General features: G+C 43.2%; 19 protein-coding genes. All 19 read right to left on the reverse strand.

Going from position 1 to position 17,106, the window contains the following annotated elements:
* Nucleotide 1: 1 nt before the first annotated feature.
* The 19 genes from AE2B122_RS04250 to AE2B122_RS04340 are packed head-to-tail and all read right to left on the reverse strand — an operon-like array spanning nucleotide 2 to nucleotide 17,106.
* Nucleotides 2-2,002: a chemotaxis protein CheA gene (locus AE2B122_RS04250; RefSeq protein ID WP_175073175.1), complete on the reverse strand. Its 2,001-nt coding sequence runs from the start codon at nucleotides 2,000-2,002 to the stop codon at nucleotides 2-4.
* Nucleotides 1,993-3,069 carry a chemotaxis response regulator protein-glutamate methylesterase gene (locus AE2B122_RS04255; protein WP_175073176.1) on the reverse strand — a complete coding sequence of 359 codons (1,077 nt, stop codon included), beginning with the start codon at nucleotides 3,067-3,069 and terminating at the stop codon, nucleotides 1,993-1,995. The genes AE2B122_RS04250 and AE2B122_RS04255 overlap by 10 nt, the downstream gene beginning before the upstream one ends.
* Nucleotides 3,041-3,925, reverse strand: coding sequence for a MinD/ParA family protein (locus AE2B122_RS04260; protein ID WP_175073177.1), 885 nt, complete (start codon nucleotides 3,923-3,925; stop codon nucleotides 3,041-3,043). Before AE2B122_RS04260 ends, AE2B122_RS04255 begins: the two co-directional genes overlap by 29 nt.
* Complete coding sequence (gene flhF / locus AE2B122_RS04265) at nucleotides 3,918-5,021, reverse strand: flagellar biosynthesis protein FlhF (RefSeq protein ID WP_175073178.1); 1,104 nt, start codon at nucleotides 5,019-5,021, stop codon at nucleotides 3,918-3,920. The genes AE2B122_RS04260 and flhF overlap by 8 nt, the downstream gene beginning before the upstream one ends.
* Nucleotides 5,018-7,051, reverse strand: coding sequence for a flagellar biosynthesis protein FlhA (gene flhA / locus AE2B122_RS04270; RefSeq protein WP_175073179.1), 2,034 nt, complete (start codon nucleotides 7,049-7,051; stop codon nucleotides 5,018-5,020). The genes flhF and flhA overlap by 4 nt, the downstream gene beginning before the upstream one ends.
* A gap of 22 nt (nucleotides 7,052-7,073) precedes the next feature.
* Nucleotides 7,074-8,153, reverse strand: a complete 1,080-nt coding sequence (gene flhB, locus AE2B122_RS04275; RefSeq protein WP_175073180.1) for a flagellar biosynthesis protein FlhB — start codon at nucleotides 8,151-8,153, stop codon at nucleotides 7,074-7,076.
* The gene (gene fliR, locus AE2B122_RS04280; protein WP_095217669.1) at nucleotides 8,154-8,933 is read right to left on the reverse strand and encodes a flagellar biosynthetic protein FliR; all 780 of its coding nucleotides are present in this window, start codon (nucleotides 8,931-8,933) and stop codon (nucleotides 8,154-8,156) included.
* Between the two features lie 4 nt (nucleotides 8,934-8,937).
* A complete protein-coding gene (gene fliQ, locus AE2B122_RS04285) occupies nucleotides 8,938-9,207 on the reverse strand; it encodes a flagellar biosynthesis protein FliQ (RefSeq protein ID WP_038560224.1) in 270 nt (89 codons plus the stop codon).
* Nucleotides 9,208-9,229: 22 nt separating this feature from the next.
* Entirely contained in the window at nucleotides 9,230-9,895 is a 666-nt protein-coding gene (gene fliP, locus AE2B122_RS04290; protein ID WP_175073181.1) for a flagellar type III secretion system pore protein FliP, read from the reverse strand.
* On the reverse strand, nucleotides 9,888-10,574 hold the full coding sequence (locus AE2B122_RS04295; RefSeq protein WP_095217668.1) for a flagellar biosynthetic protein FliO: 687 nt from the start codon (nucleotides 10,572-10,574) through the stop codon (nucleotides 9,888-9,890). The genes fliP and AE2B122_RS04295 overlap by 8 nt, the downstream gene beginning before the upstream one ends.
* A gap of 16 nt (nucleotides 10,575-10,590) precedes the next feature.
* Nucleotides 10,591-10,953, reverse strand: a complete 363-nt coding sequence (locus AE2B122_RS04300) for a response regulator (RefSeq protein ID WP_095217667.1) — start codon at nucleotides 10,951-10,953, stop codon at nucleotides 10,591-10,593.
* A 26-nt stretch (nucleotides 10,954-10,979) separates the two neighbouring features.
* On the reverse strand, nucleotides 10,980-12,116 hold the full coding sequence (fliY, locus tag AE2B122_RS04305) for a flagellar motor switch phosphatase FliY (protein WP_095270269.1): 1,137 nt from the start codon (nucleotides 12,114-12,116) through the stop codon (nucleotides 10,980-10,982).
* Nucleotides 12,109-13,110, reverse strand: coding sequence for a flagellar motor switch protein FliM (fliM, locus tag AE2B122_RS04310; RefSeq protein WP_095270272.1), 1,002 nt, complete (start codon nucleotides 13,108-13,110; stop codon nucleotides 12,109-12,111). Before fliM ends, fliY begins: the two co-directional genes overlap by 8 nt.
* 35 nt (nucleotides 13,111-13,145) lie before the next feature.
* Nucleotides 13,146-13,559, reverse strand: coding sequence for a flagellar basal body-associated FliL family protein (locus AE2B122_RS04315; RefSeq protein ID WP_038560206.1), 414 nt, complete (start codon nucleotides 13,557-13,559; stop codon nucleotides 13,146-13,148).
* Nucleotides 13,549-13,767, reverse strand: a complete 219-nt coding sequence (locus tag AE2B122_RS04320; RefSeq protein ID WP_175073182.1) for a flagellar FlbD family protein — start codon at nucleotides 13,765-13,767, stop codon at nucleotides 13,549-13,551. Before AE2B122_RS04320 ends, AE2B122_RS04315 begins: the two co-directional genes overlap by 11 nt.
* Before the next feature lie 38 nt (nucleotides 13,768-13,805).
* Complete coding sequence (gene flgG / locus AE2B122_RS04325; protein ID WP_095217663.1) at nucleotides 13,806-14,630, reverse strand: flagellar basal body rod protein FlgG; 825 nt, start codon at nucleotides 14,628-14,630, stop codon at nucleotides 13,806-13,808.
* 22 nt (nucleotides 14,631-14,652) lie between these two features.
* Entirely contained in the window at nucleotides 14,653-15,096 is a 444-nt protein-coding gene (locus AE2B122_RS04330) for a flagellar hook capping FlgD N-terminal domain-containing protein (protein WP_095217662.1), read from the reverse strand.
* Nucleotides 15,093-16,466, reverse strand: coding sequence for a flagellar hook-length control protein FliK (locus AE2B122_RS04335; protein WP_175073183.1), 1,374 nt, complete (start codon nucleotides 16,464-16,466; stop codon nucleotides 15,093-15,095). Before AE2B122_RS04335 ends, AE2B122_RS04330 begins: the two co-directional genes overlap by 4 nt.
* The gene (locus AE2B122_RS04340; protein ID WP_175073184.1) at nucleotides 16,459-17,106 is read right to left on the reverse strand and encodes a MotE family protein; all 648 of its coding nucleotides are present in this window, start codon (nucleotides 17,104-17,106) and stop codon (nucleotides 16,459-16,461) included. Before AE2B122_RS04340 ends, AE2B122_RS04335 begins: the two co-directional genes overlap by 8 nt.

Below are 17,106 nucleotides of genomic sequence, written 5' to 3' on the forward strand. Positions count from 1 at the left end.
CTTATTTAATTAACGCATTGCTGTCGATAATAAGTGCTACTTGGCCATCTCCTAAAATAGTAGCTCCAGAGATAGCGAATATTTCAGTCAAGTAATTTCCAAGTGATTTAAGGACGATTTCTTGCTGTCCAATAAAGCCGTCCACAATTAGTCCAGCTGATTTGTCACCTTTTTTAATAATGACCACAGAGTAATAATCCGTTTCTTCTTTTACTTCAGGTACTTGGAAAACTTCCTTCAAGGAAACAAGCGGAACGACTCTGCCACGGAAATCGATTACGGCTTGATTATGAACATGCATGATATCCGCTTTCGGAATAATTGCTGTCTCAATGATCGAAGATAGCGGAACAGCATATTTCTCATTTTGGATCTCTACAAGTAGGACACTGATGATTGATAATGTCAGCGGCAATTCAATACTGAATATAGATCCCTTTCCTTCTTCGGAATTTATTGTAATTGTTCCACCAAGTGATTCGATTGTATTTCTGACAACATCCAACCCAACTCCACGACCTGAAATATCTGAAATGGTGTCAGCTGTTGAGAATCCGCTTTGCATAATCAAGCTGAATACCTGGTTGTCATTCATTATTGCTGCTTGTTCTTTTGTAATAAGACCATTTTTAATTGCTTTTTCAGTAACTTTCTTCCGGTTGATCCCGGCACCATCGTCGGTAATATCGATAAATACATGATTACCAGAATGGTAGGCTTTCAGTTTGATCGTACCCGTTTCCGGCTTACCTAACTCTCGTCTTACTTCCGGAGTTTCAACACCATGATCCAGACTATTGCGAATCAAATGTACAAGCGGGTCACCAATTTCATCGATGACTGTACGGTCAAGCTCTGTTTCAGCGCCTTCAATTTGCAGATCTATTTTCTTGCCAAGATCTTTTGCAAGCTGTCGCACCATGCGTGGGAAGCGATTGAATACTTGATCAATTGATACCATTCGCATAGTCAGAACAATACTCTGAAGATCTCCGGAAATTCTCGCCATCCGTTCGACTGTCTCATGTAGTTCTGGATGTTTTACATCATCAGCAATCTGCTCAAGTCTGCCGCGATCTATAACTAGCTCCTCAAACAAATTCATCAGAATATCAAGGCGTTCAATATTGACACGAATCGTCTTGTTGCTTTGCTGGGCTTTTTTCTCGATTGTTGTTTCTTCAACCTTTTCTTTATCCACAGAAGCAGTTACTTCTTCTAGCCCTTCATCTTGTACGTGCTTATATGTATCGATGAAGAAGTTTTGGATGGAAACAGCATCAATTTCCGATACTTTCAGGACCTTTTCTTCGATAAGTTCTTTCGGCTCTTGAGTCACAAGTAATACTTCAAATGTCAGATCGAATGCTTCATCCTCAAGCTGGGAAACATCCGGATTACTTTTAACGACCTCACCCAAGGACTCAAGTACTTCGAATACCATGTAAACTCGAGCAGCCTTCAGCATACAATCCTCTCGCAACGTAACTTTGGTGTAGAAGTTTTGGAATCCTTTTTCTTCGCTTTCTCGCAGTACCGCCAGCTCAAATTCATCCAGAATAAGACCTGATGTATCACTGATTGGTTCCTCTGCAACTGCTGCGGCAGACTGAAGCGGCGCTTCACCAGACTCAATTGCAGCAAGCTGACTGACCAATTCACTAACCTCTTTAGTTCCTGCTCCTCCAGATTCTATATCGAGGACCATTTCTTCCAGACTATCCACAGCATCAAAAACAATATCCAGGATGTCTGGGTTAATTTTAATCTGATGGTTACGAATTGCATCAAGTACGTTTTCCATTTGATGTGTCAAATTAGCTAAATCTTGATAACCCATCGTAGCAGACATGCCTTTTAGCGTATGAGCAGAACGGAAAATTTCATTGACTACACCGATATCTTCCGGCTGCTTTTCAAGTACTAGTAAATTCTGGTTCAAAGCTTGAAGATGTTCTTTGCTTTCTTCGATAAATACACCTAAATACTGATCTATTTCCATTTGTTGACCCCCTCTAATAGATTGATTCTCTGCTGGATTGCCGAAGCGATTGTCTGGACCGGACAAACATGGTGCAGCAGTCCGGCTTCTGCAGCAGCCCTAGGCATTCCATAAACAACACATGATTCTGCTGATTCACCGATGCTGTATACAGATGGCAGCTTGGCCTTCATTTTTCTCAGACCCTCGGTTCCATCTGCTCCCATGCCTGTCATGATGACTGTACATACATCCACATTTACCAGACTGCTGATTGATTCGAACATTCTGTCTACAGAAGGCCGATGCCCCTTCACAGGGTCTTCCAATGTCAGTTTGGCGATAAGTCTGCTGTCTGCCTGTACTATCGTCAGATGATATCCTCCTGGCGCGATATAAACCACGCCATTCCTTAAGGTTTCATTTTGTTCTGCTTCCTTGACTTTAATTGCACTTAAACTATCCAGCCTTTCTGCCAGAGACTTCGTGAAACCTACTGGCATATGCTGGACGACAACTACGGGAGCAGCAAGTGCAGAAGGCAGTTTCCCGATAACTTCCTGCAAAGCTCTTGGACCTCCTGTGGAAGTGCCGATAGCTACCAAATTGCGATCAGCAGATTTTTTCGCAGGAGCCTTCGCAAAAACCTTTACCTCTGCTGCTTTTACTTGCTCTCTAGTTGAGAGACGAGAGGATGCTGCTGCCACAACTTTGACGACCAACTCATCCCGCACCTTATCCAAATCCAAGGATATGGAACCAGACGGCTTTGCAATAAAATCAACCGCACCAAGTGACATGGCATGAATGGTCATATCTGCACCTTGCTTCGTTAAGCTGGAGAGCATGACTACTGGGAGCGGATGCTTCTGCATGATTTGCTTCAGCGCATCCAGTCCGTTCATGATCGGCATTTCTACATCCATCGTCACTACATCTGGTTTCAGCTGACTGATTTGCTCCAGACCATCTTTGCCGTTGCGGGCTGTTCCGATAACTTCCAGTCGATCATCACTGTTCAGTAAATCCGAAATAATTTTCCGCATAAAAGCGGAATCATCAACGACTAAAACGCGGATCTTTCCCATTGCGAGTTCCTCCCGTCCAAATATCTCTTAATCTGCCTATAAATGATGTTCTTTCTCTAGCTGTTGTTTCTGCTGCAGGCTTCAGATAGGTGGCTGCGAGCTGCTTTATGCTAGTTCCCGCTTTTGAATCCTTTTGATTTATGAATGGCTCCTGCATTTTCACCGATTTGGGAACCTGCTTGTCCTCAGGCAAGATTCCTAAAAGCATTATCTCAGTATGAAGAAATGTCCGTATTACTTCCTTCATTCGAGCTGCTGTATCCTGTCCCTCACGCTTGTCCATTGCCCGATTTACAAGCAGATACATTGGCAAATCAGCATTCCGCTGCTTGATATGTTTGATCAGGGCATATGCGTCCATCATGCTGGTAGGTTCAGTCGTGGTTACCACAATACTTTCATCTGCTGCTAAGATGAACGATGCACTTTCTTCCGTTAATCCAGCTCCCATATCAAGGAATACAAAGTCATAGACTTGCTGTGCTCTTTCAAACTCTTTTTGGAAATGTGTGAATCCGGGACCGTCCATATGAAAGAGTTCATTCATCGCTGCTCCCGCAGCAATGAAGTCGAGACCATCAGGTCCCGCTTCCACAATCTGTTCAAGTTTTAAACGGTTCTGAATCATTTCCACAAAGGAATGCTTGGCCGAAGTACCTAGCAATATTTCAATGTTTCCCATTCCTAAATCCAAGTCAATAAGCAGGACTGACTTGCCAAGCTTGCTTAAAGCTAACGAAAAGTTCAGAGCGAAATTCGATTTGCCAACTCCGCCTTTCCCACTGGCAACAGCTATGGTGCGTCCAATTGGCATGTGCTGCACACTCGCCCGGAGTTTAGCTGCTTGATCATGCACGCGCAGTCGCCTCCATTACACGTTTTGCCAAGTAAGAAGCAGATGGAGCAATAATATCATCCGGTACATCCTGGCCATGGGTTAGATACGCTACACCGATATGTGCTTGCTGAATCAGATTAAGGATACCTCCATAGCGGCTCGCCTCATCTAATTTCGTGAAAATAAACTGCTTAATCGGCAAATGTGCGAACTGGTCATAAATCTCAGACAGATCACTAGCTCTTGTCGTAATGGACAAAGTTAAATACGTCTCCGCTTCATGTTGCAAGTCAAGCGTGCGTTCTAGCTCTTTTACATAAGTGGAATCTTTGAAGTTTCTTCCGGCTGTATCGATGAATACTAAATCATAATCAGCAAGCTTCTCTCTTGCAGCTTGATAATCTTCAAGCGAATAAGCAACTTCAAGCGGAACTTCCAATATTTTGGCGTATGTGCGCAACTGATCGATTGCCGCAATTCTGTAAGTGTCAGTCGTAATAAAAGCAACTCTTTTTTTATCTACTAACGCACTCTTCGCAGCAAGCTTAGCTATCGTTGTCGTCTTTCCTACCCCAGTTGGACCCACAAGATGTATAAATTTCTTATCAAACTGTGCGGGCTGCTGGACCTTTTCAAAACGTTTCACCAACGTATTAAGCAGCACTTGTTCGACATCTTTACTAGAAGCTTCTTCTAAGAGCCGTTCCATAAGTCCGGAAGCGATCTGGGGATGGACCTCATTGTGCAGAAGTCGATCATATAGACCTTGTACTGGCAATGCATAATGCCGGGTCTGGTTGGAAAGCGCAGAACTTAACTCCTTCTTGAGAGCCGCAATTTCTGCTGAAATATCCGTTTCAGCTTGTTTTGTCTCTTTCTTTTCAAGAGACATTGTGGATGAAATAGCTGGCTTTCGCTCGTTACGATTACTGCTATTAAGATCTTGCTGATCCAATGCCGCAATGACTTCAATACGCTTCTTCTTGAAGAGTCCGAAAAAACCGCCGCTTGTCAGTTCTTTTGTTCGAAGGATGACTGCATCTTGACCTAGTTCACGTCTAATCTGAATCATTGCTTCGGGCATTGTGTCAGCTGTATATTTCTTCATTTTCATGCGACATTCACCATCCCGACACTCCTGATTTCTGTTGTATTATCCAATTCGTTGTAAGATAGAACCACTGCATGCGGTAAACTCCGATCAAGCAGTTGACGAACATACATCCGGATTGTAGGAGAGCATAGAACAATGACTGTTTCTTCTCTCAACGACAGACGTTCTGCTTGTTCCATAACTGACTGTACGATTTTCTGCTGTGATTCCGGATCCAGAGATAAATAATTTCCATGTTCTGTTTGCTGGATATGATCTGCTATGACCTTTTCAACAGCTCCAGAGACAGTTATAACCTGCAGCGGCTGACTATTTTGAACATATTGCTTCGTGATTTGCGGTGCAAGTGCTTGTCGTGCATATTCTGCCAACAGATCTGTATCTGTCGTCATCCTGCCAAAATCAGCCAACGTCTCGAATATAACCGGCAAATTTCTAACTGATACATGCTCACGCAGCAGTTTTGCCAGCACCTTTTGCACATCTCCAACCGACAGCGGTTCCGGTGTCACTTCTTCTGCCAATATTGGGTATGATTCTTTCAGATGATCGATAAGCTGCTTTGTTTCTTGTCTGCCAAGTAATTCATGTGCATGGCGCTTAATTGTTTCCGTGAGGTGGGTCGATACAACAGACGGAGGATCAACGACCGTATAGCCTGATAGCTCGGCATCGTCCTTCGTCTCCTCACTAATCCACTTAGCGGGCAGCCCGAAAGCGGGTTCAAGTGTTTCAATTCCATCCAGTCCATCATCTTCCACACCCGGACTCATCGCTAAGTAGTGGTCCAGCAGCACCTCTCCAGCTGCGACTTCGTTGCCCTTTATCTTCAGACGATATTCATTGGGACCGAGCTGAATATTATCGCGTATCCTTACAACCGGAATCACAATACCAAGTTCGATGGCAAGCTGTTTACGGATCATGACAATCCGATCGAGCAAGTCCCCGCCTTGATTCGTATCAGCAAGCGGTATAAGGGCATAACCGAATTCGAATTCGATAGGATCCATGCTTAACAGATTCACAACATTGTCCGAAGACTTCATAGATGTTTCTTCTTGCACTTCCTCGGTCACTTCTGCGACAGTCTCCTGCTTTTTTTGAACTCTGGACAAGAAATAACCAATTCCAGCAAGTACAGCGGCAATCGTAGTTGTCAGGAAGAAGTTGATTGGTGTCAAACCGAGCATGAAGATTGCCCCTGCAGCTATATATAACAAACTCGGGTATCGGAATAGCTGTTTCGTTACATCACTGCTCAGATTTCCTTCTGAAGCTACTCGTGTCACCACAATACCTGTTGCAGTAGAAATCAAAATAGCCGGAATTTGTGTAACCAGTCCGTCACCGATAGTGAGTCGCATAAATGTATTGATGGCTTCCTGGAAGCTCATGCCCATTTGCATCATCCCGATAATCAATCCAAATACGATATTGATCAATACGATAATGATACCGGCAATGGCATCACCTTTTACGAATTTACTCGCTCCATCCATTGCTCCGTAGAAATCTGCTTCATTTCCCACTTTTTCACGGCGCTCTTTGGCTTCTACATCTGATATCATGCCAGCATTCAAATCGGCATCGATACTCATCTGCTTCCCTGGCATCGCATCAAGTGTGAATCGGGCCGCCACTTCAGATACTCGCTCCGAACCCTTCGTGATAACTAAAAATTGAATAATAACCAAGATGATAAATACGACAAACCCGACAAGCGGATTACCACCGATCACAAAGCTGCCGAAAGTCTCTACTACACCGCCAGCATGACCATCTGAAAGAATTGCTCTTGTCGTCGATATATTCAATGCCAGCCTGAACAGGGTAAGCAAAAGTAAGAGAGTAGGGAAGATTGAGAATTGCAGCGCTTCCTCCGTATTCATCGCCACCAGAATGACGATTAAAGCAAGCGAGATATTCGTCAGGATCAGAATGCTGAGAAGCCAATCCGGCAACGGAATGATCAGCATGACGATCACTAATATTACTGCTATAAGTACTGACATATCCTTAAGTTTCATGTTGTAATTCCTTCCTCTTCTCTTACGTTTTACGCTCCGTGCGGTAAACAAAGGCGAGCACTTCCGCAACCGCTTGGAAGAATTCTTCCTGTATCGGATGGTTCAGCTCCACATTCTTATATAATCCGCGTGCCAGCGGTCTGTTTTCTACCATTGTCACATCGTTCGCTTTAGCTATTTCCTTAATCTTCAGTGCTACGTGATCCATACCTTTCGCTATAACGATGGGTGTATCCGACTTCGTGTCGTCATATTTAATAGCAATTGCGAAGTGTGTTGGGTTCGTAATAACTACATCTGCTTTTGGAACCTCGCTCATCATCCGCATCATGGACATTTGGCGTTGCTTTTCTTTTATTTTGGAACGAATCAAAGGATTACCTTCCATGTTTTTATACTCATCCTTGATGTCTTGCTTGGACATCCGAATGTTCTTTGCAAAATCAAATCGCTGATATGCATAATCCAGAACTGCTATAAACAGCAAGGCAAGCGTTGCTGCAAAACCCATGTATAACGTTATCTTTCCGAAAAACTGCATGGCATTTTCAGGAGACTTCGTGAACATAGTCATAACCGTATCCATGTTCTGCCAAAGAACATAAAATGTTACTGCCCCTACCAGTCCAATCTTGAGCAATGATTTTAATAGTTCGACCAAAGCCCGGACTGAAAATATCCGTTTTGCCCCTTGGATTGGATCGATTTTCTTCAAGTCAAACTTTATTGCTTCCCCGCTGAAAAGCAAACCGAATTGCGCGAAATTAGAGACCAGTCCAGCCAGAATAGCAATTCCCATTACAGGACCGACTATTTTCGCAAGAGATATGCTCATCTCAACAAGCAGTGTCTGCACAGTATTCGCGGTAATATCCTCGGTGAGATAGTTATTGAATACATGCGTGAAAAGCTGTAGGAACTGATCTTTAAAATAACCGCCCATCAACGCCAAGAGTCCTAAAGAGAATAGAAGTAATATAGCAGTATTGACATCCTGACTCTTGGCCACTTGTCCTTTTTTCCTAGTATCCTGCTGTTTCTTCGGAGTTGCTTTCTCTGTCTTTTCACCAGCGAAAAATTGCAGGTCCAAACGGTATTTCATTTAAGCCCCTCCAAACAGCACCATCAGATCGCGCATTGTTACAAGCATATAATCGAACAGCTGCCGAACAACTGTCATATAGATACCCATTGATAGAAACAGCAGCACAAAAGCTATTAATATCTTGATCGGAGGCCCTACTACAAATACGTTTAGCTGCGGTACTGTTCTAGCAACTATCCCAATAGCTACATCGACCAGAAACAAACATCCGACAAGAGGGATGCTCATCTGGAATGCAATAAGGAACATTTGGCTGAAGGAACGGAGCACCAGTTCTACAATCGACTGATCACCGAATGGTACCATCTCATCCAATGGAATAAGCTGATAACTGTAAAAAATACCATCAATCAAGAGTAAATGACCATTGACAGACAGCAGGAACAGCGTAGCAATCGTATAAAGAAATTGCCCTGTCAGAGGACTTTGAGCTCTTGTAACAGGATCAATGACATTGGCGATTGCAAAGCCCATCTGAAAATCGATTAATCCTCCAGCAACATTGATTGCTTGGATGACGATGAAAGCGAGCAGTCCGATTGACAGTCCTACCATTGCTTCCTTAAAAAGTAACAGAAAATACGTCTGGTCAACCGGAACTGTCGGCCGATCGATCGTAAAGAAAATAATCATGGCAAGGAAGAAGCTGAAGCCAATCTTGAATGTTGTTGGTACGTTTCTGTAAGAAAACAGAGGTACCGTAACAAAAAAAGCAATAAGACGAACTAAAATTAATGCAAATGCTGGTACAACGGTGTAATCAATTTGCGACAGCATCTACTCAGCCCACAAACCGATCCAGATTCTCAAGGATACCTGCTGTGAATTCAACCATTCTTGTCAGCATCCAGGGACCAAAGAAAACCAAACCTACTAATACAGCAACTATTTTAGGAATAAACGCTAGCGTCTGTTCCTGTATCTGTGTTGTTGCTTGAAATATACTGACAATCAACCCGACAGCAAGCGCCAGAATAAGCAAAGGTCCGCTGACAATCAGCACTGTATAAATTCCGCGTTCTGCGATGGAAATAACAAATTCACTGCTCATAAACGTTACGCTCCTTCATTTGCTAAAACCCTCGCAGTAACGAGGATGTGACCAGATACCAGCCATCCACCAGGATGAATAACAAAATTTTAAATGGTAATGAAATGATTACTGGCGGCAGCATCATCATACCCATCGACATAAGGATACTTGCTACTGCCATATCAATAACAAGGAATGGGATGAAGATCATGAAACCCATTTGGAAGGCCGTCTTCAACTCACTGATTGCAAAGGCCGGTACAAGCGTTGTTAACGGAATATCTTCGACTGATTCCGGTCTTTCGATACCGGCATAATTCATAAATAAAGATAAATCCTTTTGCCGTGTTTCTTCCGCCATGAACAACTTGATCGGACCGCTCGCTTCTGTATAAGCCTCATCTAGTGATATTTCATCATTCATCAATGGCGTAATAGCTTGATCATTAATCTCATTGAAAGTCGGCGCCATAATAAAGAAAGTCATGAATAATGCAATTCCGATCAATACTTGCGTCGGTGGTGTCTGCTGTGTACCTAAACTCATTCGTACAAACGATAGAACTACCACAATTCGTGTAAAGCAGGTCATCAGAATCAGTATTCCTGGTGCCAGGGAAAAAACAGTCAATAATAACAGCAATTTGACCGAGGTAGATACATTCTCGGGGTCGGTTCCAGAAAATATATTGATAAAATCATTCATCGTCTGTATCCTTCCTTTGCTGCTGTTTCAACCTATTTCTTGACTGCTTCAGCTTCCCTATTTCCTCTTTGAAAAGATCCTGGAAATTGCTTGAAGATTCATTTTGTTTCGGTCTGTCTTCTTGCTGCTTCTCTTCTTGCTGTTTTCTGTTCGGCAGAATGTTCGCCAGCAGGGCAGATGCCTTCATTTCCTGCTGATCCTGTTCTGTCAGTTCCTTAATCGTCTGCTCATCTTTAATTTCCGTAAGCAAATCGACATTGTCGCCCACACCCAGCATAAATACTTTTTCACCGACTCGGACAATCTGGACGGATTTGTTGTTACCTAGTGCAATACCGCCTATGTTCTCCATAGCCCGTACCTGCTGAAACAGCCGATTCCGCTTATTTAAAAATTTCAGTAGGACATAGATCAGTCCGAGCACGACGACTAGTGCCAATGCAAGCTTGACCAGATTCAAGAAGGTCGATGTGCCTCCAGCTGCTGAATCAGCCGAATCTACTGTTGGTGTATTTTCTTGTTGGTTTCCGGCTTCATTCATATCTTTGCAGTCATCTGATTGGGCTGCACCTTCTTTTAAACAATCCTCCACGCTTGCTGCCGCTTCGGCAGAAACAGGAGAAACGATAAGATGCAGTAATACGACGAGCATGCATGCCCAGACTGTTCTTTTCATCATTTCCTACTCACCTTTTTTAGCTTAATGCTTTTTGAATTGCCTCTACAACGCGATCTGCTTGGAATGGTTTGACGATAAAGTCCTTTGCACCTGCTTGAATAGCATCGATAACCATCGCTTGCTGGCCCATAGCAGAACACATGATAACTTTTGCATCAGGATATTGACTTCTGATTTCTTTCATTGCAGCAATTCCATCCATCTCAGGCATTGTGATATCCATCGTCACAAGATCCGGAGTTAGTTCCTTGTATTTTTCTACTGCCTGCTGACCATCTTGTGCTTCTCCTACTACTTCAAAGCCGTTCTTAGTCAAAATATCCTTGATCATCATGCGCATGAATGCAGCGTCGTCTACGATTAAAATTCTGTTCCCCATATTTTCTCTTCCTCTCAATGGTCAAATTAGTTAATTGATTTCAATCTGTCTGTTTGGCTTAAGATGTCTGTAACACGCACACCGAAGTTCTCTTCGATAACGACTACTTCGCCTTTAGCTATCAATTTATCATTTACATGTATATCCACCGGTTCTCCAGCAAGCTTGTCCAATTCCACAACGGAACCGACAGACAGCTCAAGAATTTCCTTGATGGTACGTTTTGTTCTACCGAGTTCAACCGATACTTTTAGCGGTATATCCATCAGCAAGTCAAGGTTGCGCGGATGTTCAGCAGGCGGAGCTGCTGGTGTATCAAAGCTTGTAAATGCTGCTTGCTGCACATTCGGCGCAGGCTGAGCGGGCCGCTGCTGCGGTGCAGTTTGCTGCATCGTTTGCATTGGTGCTTCCTGAATAGTTGGCTCGGGCTGGCTTGGAGCTGGCTGCTGTGGTACAGCTGCTGCTTCTGGTTCTTCGGGAGCTGGCTGAAGCAGCTCGTTCACCATATCCTTGGCAAACTCTGTCGACAAAAGCTGCATGATAGAAGAATCTATCAAGTTACCAATCTTCAGATCAAAGGAGACACTTACTAGTTGTTCATCCTCAGGAAGTTTATCGGCCCCAGTACCAGCAGAAAGATCCATCAGTGCAATTGATGGCGGAGAAATATCAATTTTTTTGCTGAATACAGTACTCATACTCGTTGCAGCTGCGCCCATCATTTGATTCATTGCTTCCTGTACAGCACTCTGATGAATTTCATTGAATTCTTCAGCAGGAGCATTTCCGTCTCCGCCGAGCATCAAGTCTGCAATTATAGCTGCATCTCTCTGTTTAATAACAAAAAGGTTGGCCCCCGCGAATCCTTCTGTATAACTGACCTCAATCGCCACATTTGGCTGCGGGAACTTATCATATAAATCCGATCTATTTATTACAGCAGTTTTTGGCGTCGTGATATCGACTTTTTGATTCAAAAGTGTCGATAGTGTTGTTGCTGAACTGCCAAACGAAATATTACCAATCTCACCTAGTGCATCCACTTCCATAGAATTCAAATCTTCCTCAGGGAGGAGCTGCTCATCATCTATGCTGCTAGAATTGTCGGATGTTCCATTTAATAATGCATCTATTTCTTCTTGAGACAACATATTGTCACTCATTTTCTTCCCCCCCTGTTTCAATCTCTTCCATTACTTGTATCGCCATTCTATTTTTCTGTTTACCTGGCTGTGCTTTGAACTTCACTTGATTATCTACTTTCACGTCAAGAGGACGGTCAATCTGCTGATTTAGCATCAGGACGTCACCTTCCCTGAGGTTCATCAACTCTTCTACTTGAATCGTTGTCTCTCCAAGGATCGCCTTTAAATCGATAGAAGCTTTCTGAATACTCGAGGATAAATCTCGCCATTCTGATTCATTGCCTTGTTTGTCTACGGGAGCCTGCATCCAATAATGAATGGAAAGCTTCGATACAATCGGCTCCAGCACAACATGCGGTATACAGATATTGATCATGCCGGACGTTTCTCCAATGGTTGAATTCAGAGTGACAACGACTACAGTTTCATTTGGAGAAACCATCTGAATAAATTGCGGATTCACCTCAAATTCTTCCATCACTGGATCAACGTCTTCCACTGACTGCCAGGCAGCTTTAAGATTCTCCATACCAGACTCTAAAAACTGAGTCATCAAAGTCGTTTCAATTTCTGTAAGGTTGTTGATCTTATTCACACTGCCGCCGCTTCCGCCAAGTGTCCTATCCAGCATCGCAAAAGCGATAGTCGGATCATACTCAATCAGAATTTTTCCCTCTAGCGGTGCCAAACTGTATGTGTTTAAGATAGTCATCGTCGGAATAGAACGTATGAACTCCTCGTAAGGCACTTGATCTACAGATGCGACCGATATTTGAGCAAAAGTTCGCAGTCTCGCGGAATAGAACGTTGTCAGCAATCTGGCGAAATTCTCATGAATACGTGTAAGACTGCGGATCTGATCCTTCGAAAAACGGAGTGCCCGTTTAAAATCGTACGTTTTTACTTTTTTGGCTTTCTCATCCTGCTTCAGCTCATCTGCATCCATCTCACCGGAAGATATAGCGGATAACAGTGCATCGATCTCATTCTGCGATAAGACCTCTTCTGCCATGCACGTCACCTCCGTTCCTGCTTTTCAGTGGTTTTTTATTGTAGTACTTTGCTGATCGTATACACATCATCGATCTTGCCTTCTTGCATTTCTTCATTCATTTTTTTCTTAAGGTTTTCTTCTAAGTCTGTTAAACCAGCCTGGAAATCCTCTTTATTAATCGTAGTCATTTCCTTGATTACGATATTTTTCAGCTGAAATTGTCTTGCAGTCACTTCTTCTTTCGCTTTCTCGCCATCTGTAATGAGCTGGAATTGGATACGGACGATACTGCCATCCTCCAAATCAGTCGTAATCTCATCTGTTGCTACTGAATACTCCGCAAGCTCAGTTGCCGAAGGTTCTTTAGCCTCTGACGTAGGGCTTGTGAAGAAATTCCATGCTACAAATCCGCCAGCCCCTAAAATGATGACAACTGATAAAATAATAATGATAACTTTAGCGTTCATTTTTCTCTTGTTTCTCCTTCACACCGATCAAACCGATAGATTGATAGAATTCGCGTATCTTTCTTGCCACTTCTATCTCCGAATCCCGAACAATGATCTTCTTATTTGATGTCAGTGTGATCGTTGTGTCAGGAAAGGATTGTATCTGTTCGATGAATAGTGCATTCAATGTAAATGATTCTCCATTCAATCTTGTTAGCTGAATCATGATTTGAAAGGGAGCTTAAAGCTCCCTTCACCCCCTTCTTAACGTTTCAGGTTAACAAGCTCTTCCAGTATCTGATCGGATGTAGTGATGATTCTAGTATTGGCCTGGAATCCACGTTGCGCGATAATCATGTTCGTGAACTCTTCGGAAAGGTCGACGTTGGACATTTCCAGAGCCCCTGAGACGATGTCAGCTGTACCATTTTCACCTGGCGCAGAAATACCTGCTTCTGACAGACCAGCATTCGCAGAGTTACGATACGTGCTGTTTCCATTTTTCACAAGACCATCTGGATTGGAGAATTTTGCTACTCCGATAGTTCCAGCTGTCGTTAATTCCCCATCAGCCGAGTTATATTGAACCTGACCTTGACTGTTGATACTAATATTAGTAGCTTCTTTGTCAATCGTTATAGCTTCACCATCAGTACCTAGAAGGAAAAGTCCGCTGCTGTTAACAACTCTGCCTTCTCCGTCAAGATAGAAGTTACCGGCTCTAGTAAAACTGACAGTATTTGCGTTCAAATCGTTATTTCCTGTAGGTGCTGAAGATAGCACAAACATTCCATCTCCTTCTAAAGCGAGATCCAAAGTTCGGTCAGTAGTTTGACGGTTCCCTTGTGTATGTACGTTATCAATAGAACCGACTTTGGATCCTAATCCGACTTGGCTGGCATTCGTACCTCCAGTTGTTGCTGTAGGATCATTAGATGCTTTGACCTGCTGGTTCATCAAATCCTGGAAAGTAATTCTGCTTTTCTTATATCCAGAAGTATTAACGTTAGCGATATTGTTTCCTACTACGTCTAAGTTTGTTTGAAAACCTTTCATACCAGAAATACCAGAGTAAAGTGAACGTAACATGCTTCATCATCCTTTTCTTTTATTATTCATTGCTTACTTTAGTTACTGCATCTGCGAAAATCGATTTCCCGTTTTCCAATTCCAAGACGGCATATCCACCTTGCTGTGTCACAGCTGTCACCTTACTTGTAATGGTGTCTGTGATCTCCCCTGTATCCAAGTCATATTCGTTATAAGTGACATTTTTATCAATCATATGACTGTACTCGAGAACCGGCGACATGATCGATGAATTTCCGGCCATATATTCAACAGCCTCAGACATATTCATTACCTGTTCCAAGGTCGTGAAGGAGGTCATCTGATCAACAAACTTCGAATCGTCCATTGGACTTGTAGGATCCTGGTTTTGCAGCTGAACCATAAGAATCTGGAGAAAATCATCTTTATCAAGTGTTGCACTGGGCGTTCGTTTGTTTTGTGAGTCCAGATAATAGCTGGAGTCAATTGCTCCTGTAGTCGTCATACCTTAATCTCCTTTTGTTCATGCAAAATGTCCGCAAAGGTGGATTGGTTTTCTTCAAGCATTACATTTTCTTGCTGTCTTTGTTGCCGATCTGACTGTTCCTCATCTTTTTCCTGGAACGTTTGCTGATCGTTACTTTCAGCGGACGTTGTCTGGAATTGATCTGCTCTCTCAGAAATTGTTACCTGATGAGGAGAGAACATATGCTTGAGACTTGAAATGTTGGATTCAAGCAAATCTTTAGCCTGCTTTGATGTAGCAAGAATCTGAACGGTTATATCTCCATTCTCACGGACTAATTTCACTTGTAAATCACCTAAATTACCAGGCTTAAGCTGAATCGACAATTCCTTCAAGCCGTTTCTGTCAGATAAAATACCGCTGAACTTCACTGCCTGTTCAAGTTTTTGGATAAGTTCCTCACTAGCTTGCTCCGGCGTCTGATCAGCTTGTTTCAAATGGAAGACAAGCTGCTCCTGCTTCGGAACCTGAAACAAGCTAACTTGCTTTTGATCCAAAGCTTGAGAATCACGCTGCTGTGCCGCTGCTGTGCTAGTCGGTAATTTTTCTTCTCCACCATTAGCTGCTGCATTCACAAGTTGCCGAACCGCGTTAGCAGTCTCGGTTCGTTTTGTCTCTGACTGCTGCGTAAGAGCTGCTTGATTTCTAACAGCATGCGCTTCCAGCAAGCCGGAGCCTGTTACTGACCGATTTGATAGAACAGATAGCGTGTCGCGCCTATCCAATTTGGCTGCCAAGGTCTCTGAAACTACTTCGTTTTTTGCTGCCTTCTGGGCAGAAGTATTATCTGCAGCAGACTTGGTACCTTCAGCTTCCTTCTTGTTTGGCAAAGACATAATAGAAAAGTTTGAACTTGGCAAAGCTTGCAGAGAAACCATCTCTTTTGCACTACCTGTCACAGGAAGACTTCCAGTCGTCAACTGCTCCTGCAACTGTCCAAGCTGCGCTAAAAGGTCACTCACAGCCGATTCCTTATCCTTCGGTTTAATAGTCTGTAAAACGTTCTCTGCCATTTCCTTAAATTGCTTCGGCAGATAAGCAGCAAGCTGTTCCTCTCCAAGCACTTGTTCCATCAGTTCCCAAGCATCTTCAGGCTGCTCTTCTAGTTCCAAAGAGCCATCGGAAGGGACTTTGTCGAATAATGCTTCCAGGATAACTTGCATATCCTGCTGATTTTGAACATCTGACAGCATAGTTTCACTGCCAGCTTGATCGTTCACAGTCGGTTCACCTGTTTTGGAACTTACTTGCTGGAATAAACTTTGGAACACATCCGAAGGTGCTGATGTGTTACGTTGCACATTGGAATTGGCACTGGTCGGGAGTAGGGACATAATGACATTATTCAACTGCCTCACCCTCCTTTTCTGCATCGTCTACCATTGCACTTGTATAAGAAGCGGCTGCCTCGGGATCCATTGCAGCGAGAATGGTTCCCCGCTTTTTACCGGAAAGCTCTTGAAGAACTCCTAAAGCCTTCTCATTATCCAGCTTACTGATGATGGCTGCTGCTTTAGTATCATCCATTTTGCTGAAAGATGATGCTGCCTCTTTAAATGGAGTCACCGCTTCTTCTCCTGCAGCTGTCTCACCATCAGCAGAAGTTGCTTGCATTGCAGCAGTATTAGTTTCTGGTTCAGTACCATTAATCTGATTTTCCAGTTTGACGATTTGCTGATTTAAATCATCAATCTCTGTATTTTTAGCATCCTCTGTTTCTTTCATCATGTCGATGGTTGCTTGCTGGTCCTTAAGCTGCTGTTTCAGCTTTTCTGCATCGGCTGTACTGCCCGTTGTTGCTGCAGTTTCATCATTAACCATGTTTCCTATGACGGGAATGCCAGAGGCGAGCTTTGCAACAGATACGCCTGAGAACTCTAAAATAGCAATCACGAGCGCTGCTGCCAGTACGACAGGCAATAAGAAGTAGAGGATAAACCCTTTTCCTTTGCCTTTTTTCTTTTGTTGGTCTTTTTTTTGTTTTACCAT

The organism is Terribacillus sp. AE2B 122, from assembly GCF_902497585.1.
Classification (GTDB): Bacteria; Bacillota; Bacilli; order Bacillales; family Amphibacillaceae; genus Terribacillus; species Terribacillus saccharophilus_A.

What these genes read in the sequence shown, in the direction of transcription:
- AE2B122_RS04255 (WP_175073176.1), bottom strand. Translation starts at nt 3,069, where the DNA reads ATGGGAAAGATCCGCGTTTTAGTCGTTGATGATTCCGCTTTTATGCGG.
- AE2B122_RS04295 (WP_095217668.1), bottom strand. Translation starts at nt 10,574, where the DNA reads ATGATGAAAAGAACAGTCTGGGCATGCATGCTCGTCGTATTACTGCAT.
- AE2B122_RS04340 (WP_175073184.1), bottom strand. Translation starts at nt 17,106, where the DNA reads ATGGTAAAACAAAAAAAAGACCAACAAAAGAAAAAAGGCAAAGGAAAA.
- AE2B122_RS04315 (WP_038560206.1), bottom strand. Translation starts at nt 13,559, where the DNA reads ATGAACGCTAAAGTTATCATTATTATTTTATCAGTTGTCATCATTTTA.
- fliP (WP_175073181.1), bottom strand. Translation starts at nt 9,895, where the DNA reads ATGAATGATTTTATCAATATATTTTCTGGAACCGACCCCGAGAATGTA.
- AE2B122_RS04250 (WP_175073175.1), bottom strand. Translation starts at nt 2,002, where the DNA reads ATGGAAATAGATCAGTATTTAGGTGTATTTATCGAAGAAAGCAAAGAA.
- fliQ (WP_038560224.1), bottom strand. Translation starts at nt 9,207, where the DNA reads ATGAGCAGTGAATTTGTTATTTCCATCGCAGAACGCGGAATTTATACA.
- flhA (WP_175073179.1), bottom strand. Translation starts at nt 7,051, where the DNA reads ATGAAACTTAAGGATATGTCAGTACTTATAGCAGTAATATTAGTGATC.
- fliY (WP_095270269.1), bottom strand. Translation starts at nt 12,116, where the DNA reads ATGAGTGACAATATGTTGTCTCAAGAAGAAATAGATGCATTATTAAAT.
- fliM (WP_095270272.1), bottom strand. Translation starts at nt 13,110, where the DNA reads ATGGCAGAAGAGGTCTTATCGCAGAATGAGATCGATGCACTGTTATCC.
- flgG (WP_095217663.1), bottom strand. Translation starts at nt 14,630, where the DNA reads ATGTTACGTTCACTTTACTCTGGTATTTCTGGTATGAAAGGTTTTCAA.
- AE2B122_RS04330 (WP_095217662.1), bottom strand. Translation starts at nt 15,096, where the DNA reads ATGACGACTACAGGAGCAATTGACTCCAGCTATTATCTGGACTCACAA.
- AE2B122_RS04320 (WP_175073182.1), bottom strand. Translation starts at nt 13,767, where the DNA reads ATGATTCAGCTAACAAGATTGAATGGAGAATCATTTACATTGAATGCA.
- flhF (WP_175073178.1), bottom strand. Translation starts at nt 5,021, where the DNA reads ATGAAAATGAAGAAATATACAGCTGACACAATGCCCGAAGCAATGATT.
- flhB (WP_175073180.1), bottom strand. Translation starts at nt 8,153, where the DNA reads ATGAAATACCGTTTGGACCTGCAATTTTTCGCTGGTGAAAAGACAGAG.
- fliR (WP_095217669.1), bottom strand. Translation starts at nt 8,933, where the DNA reads ATGCTGTCGCAAATTGATTACACCGTTGTACCAGCATTTGCATTAATT.
- AE2B122_RS04300 (WP_095217667.1), bottom strand. Translation starts at nt 10,953, where the DNA reads ATGGGGAACAGAATTTTAATCGTAGACGACGCTGCATTCATGCGCATG.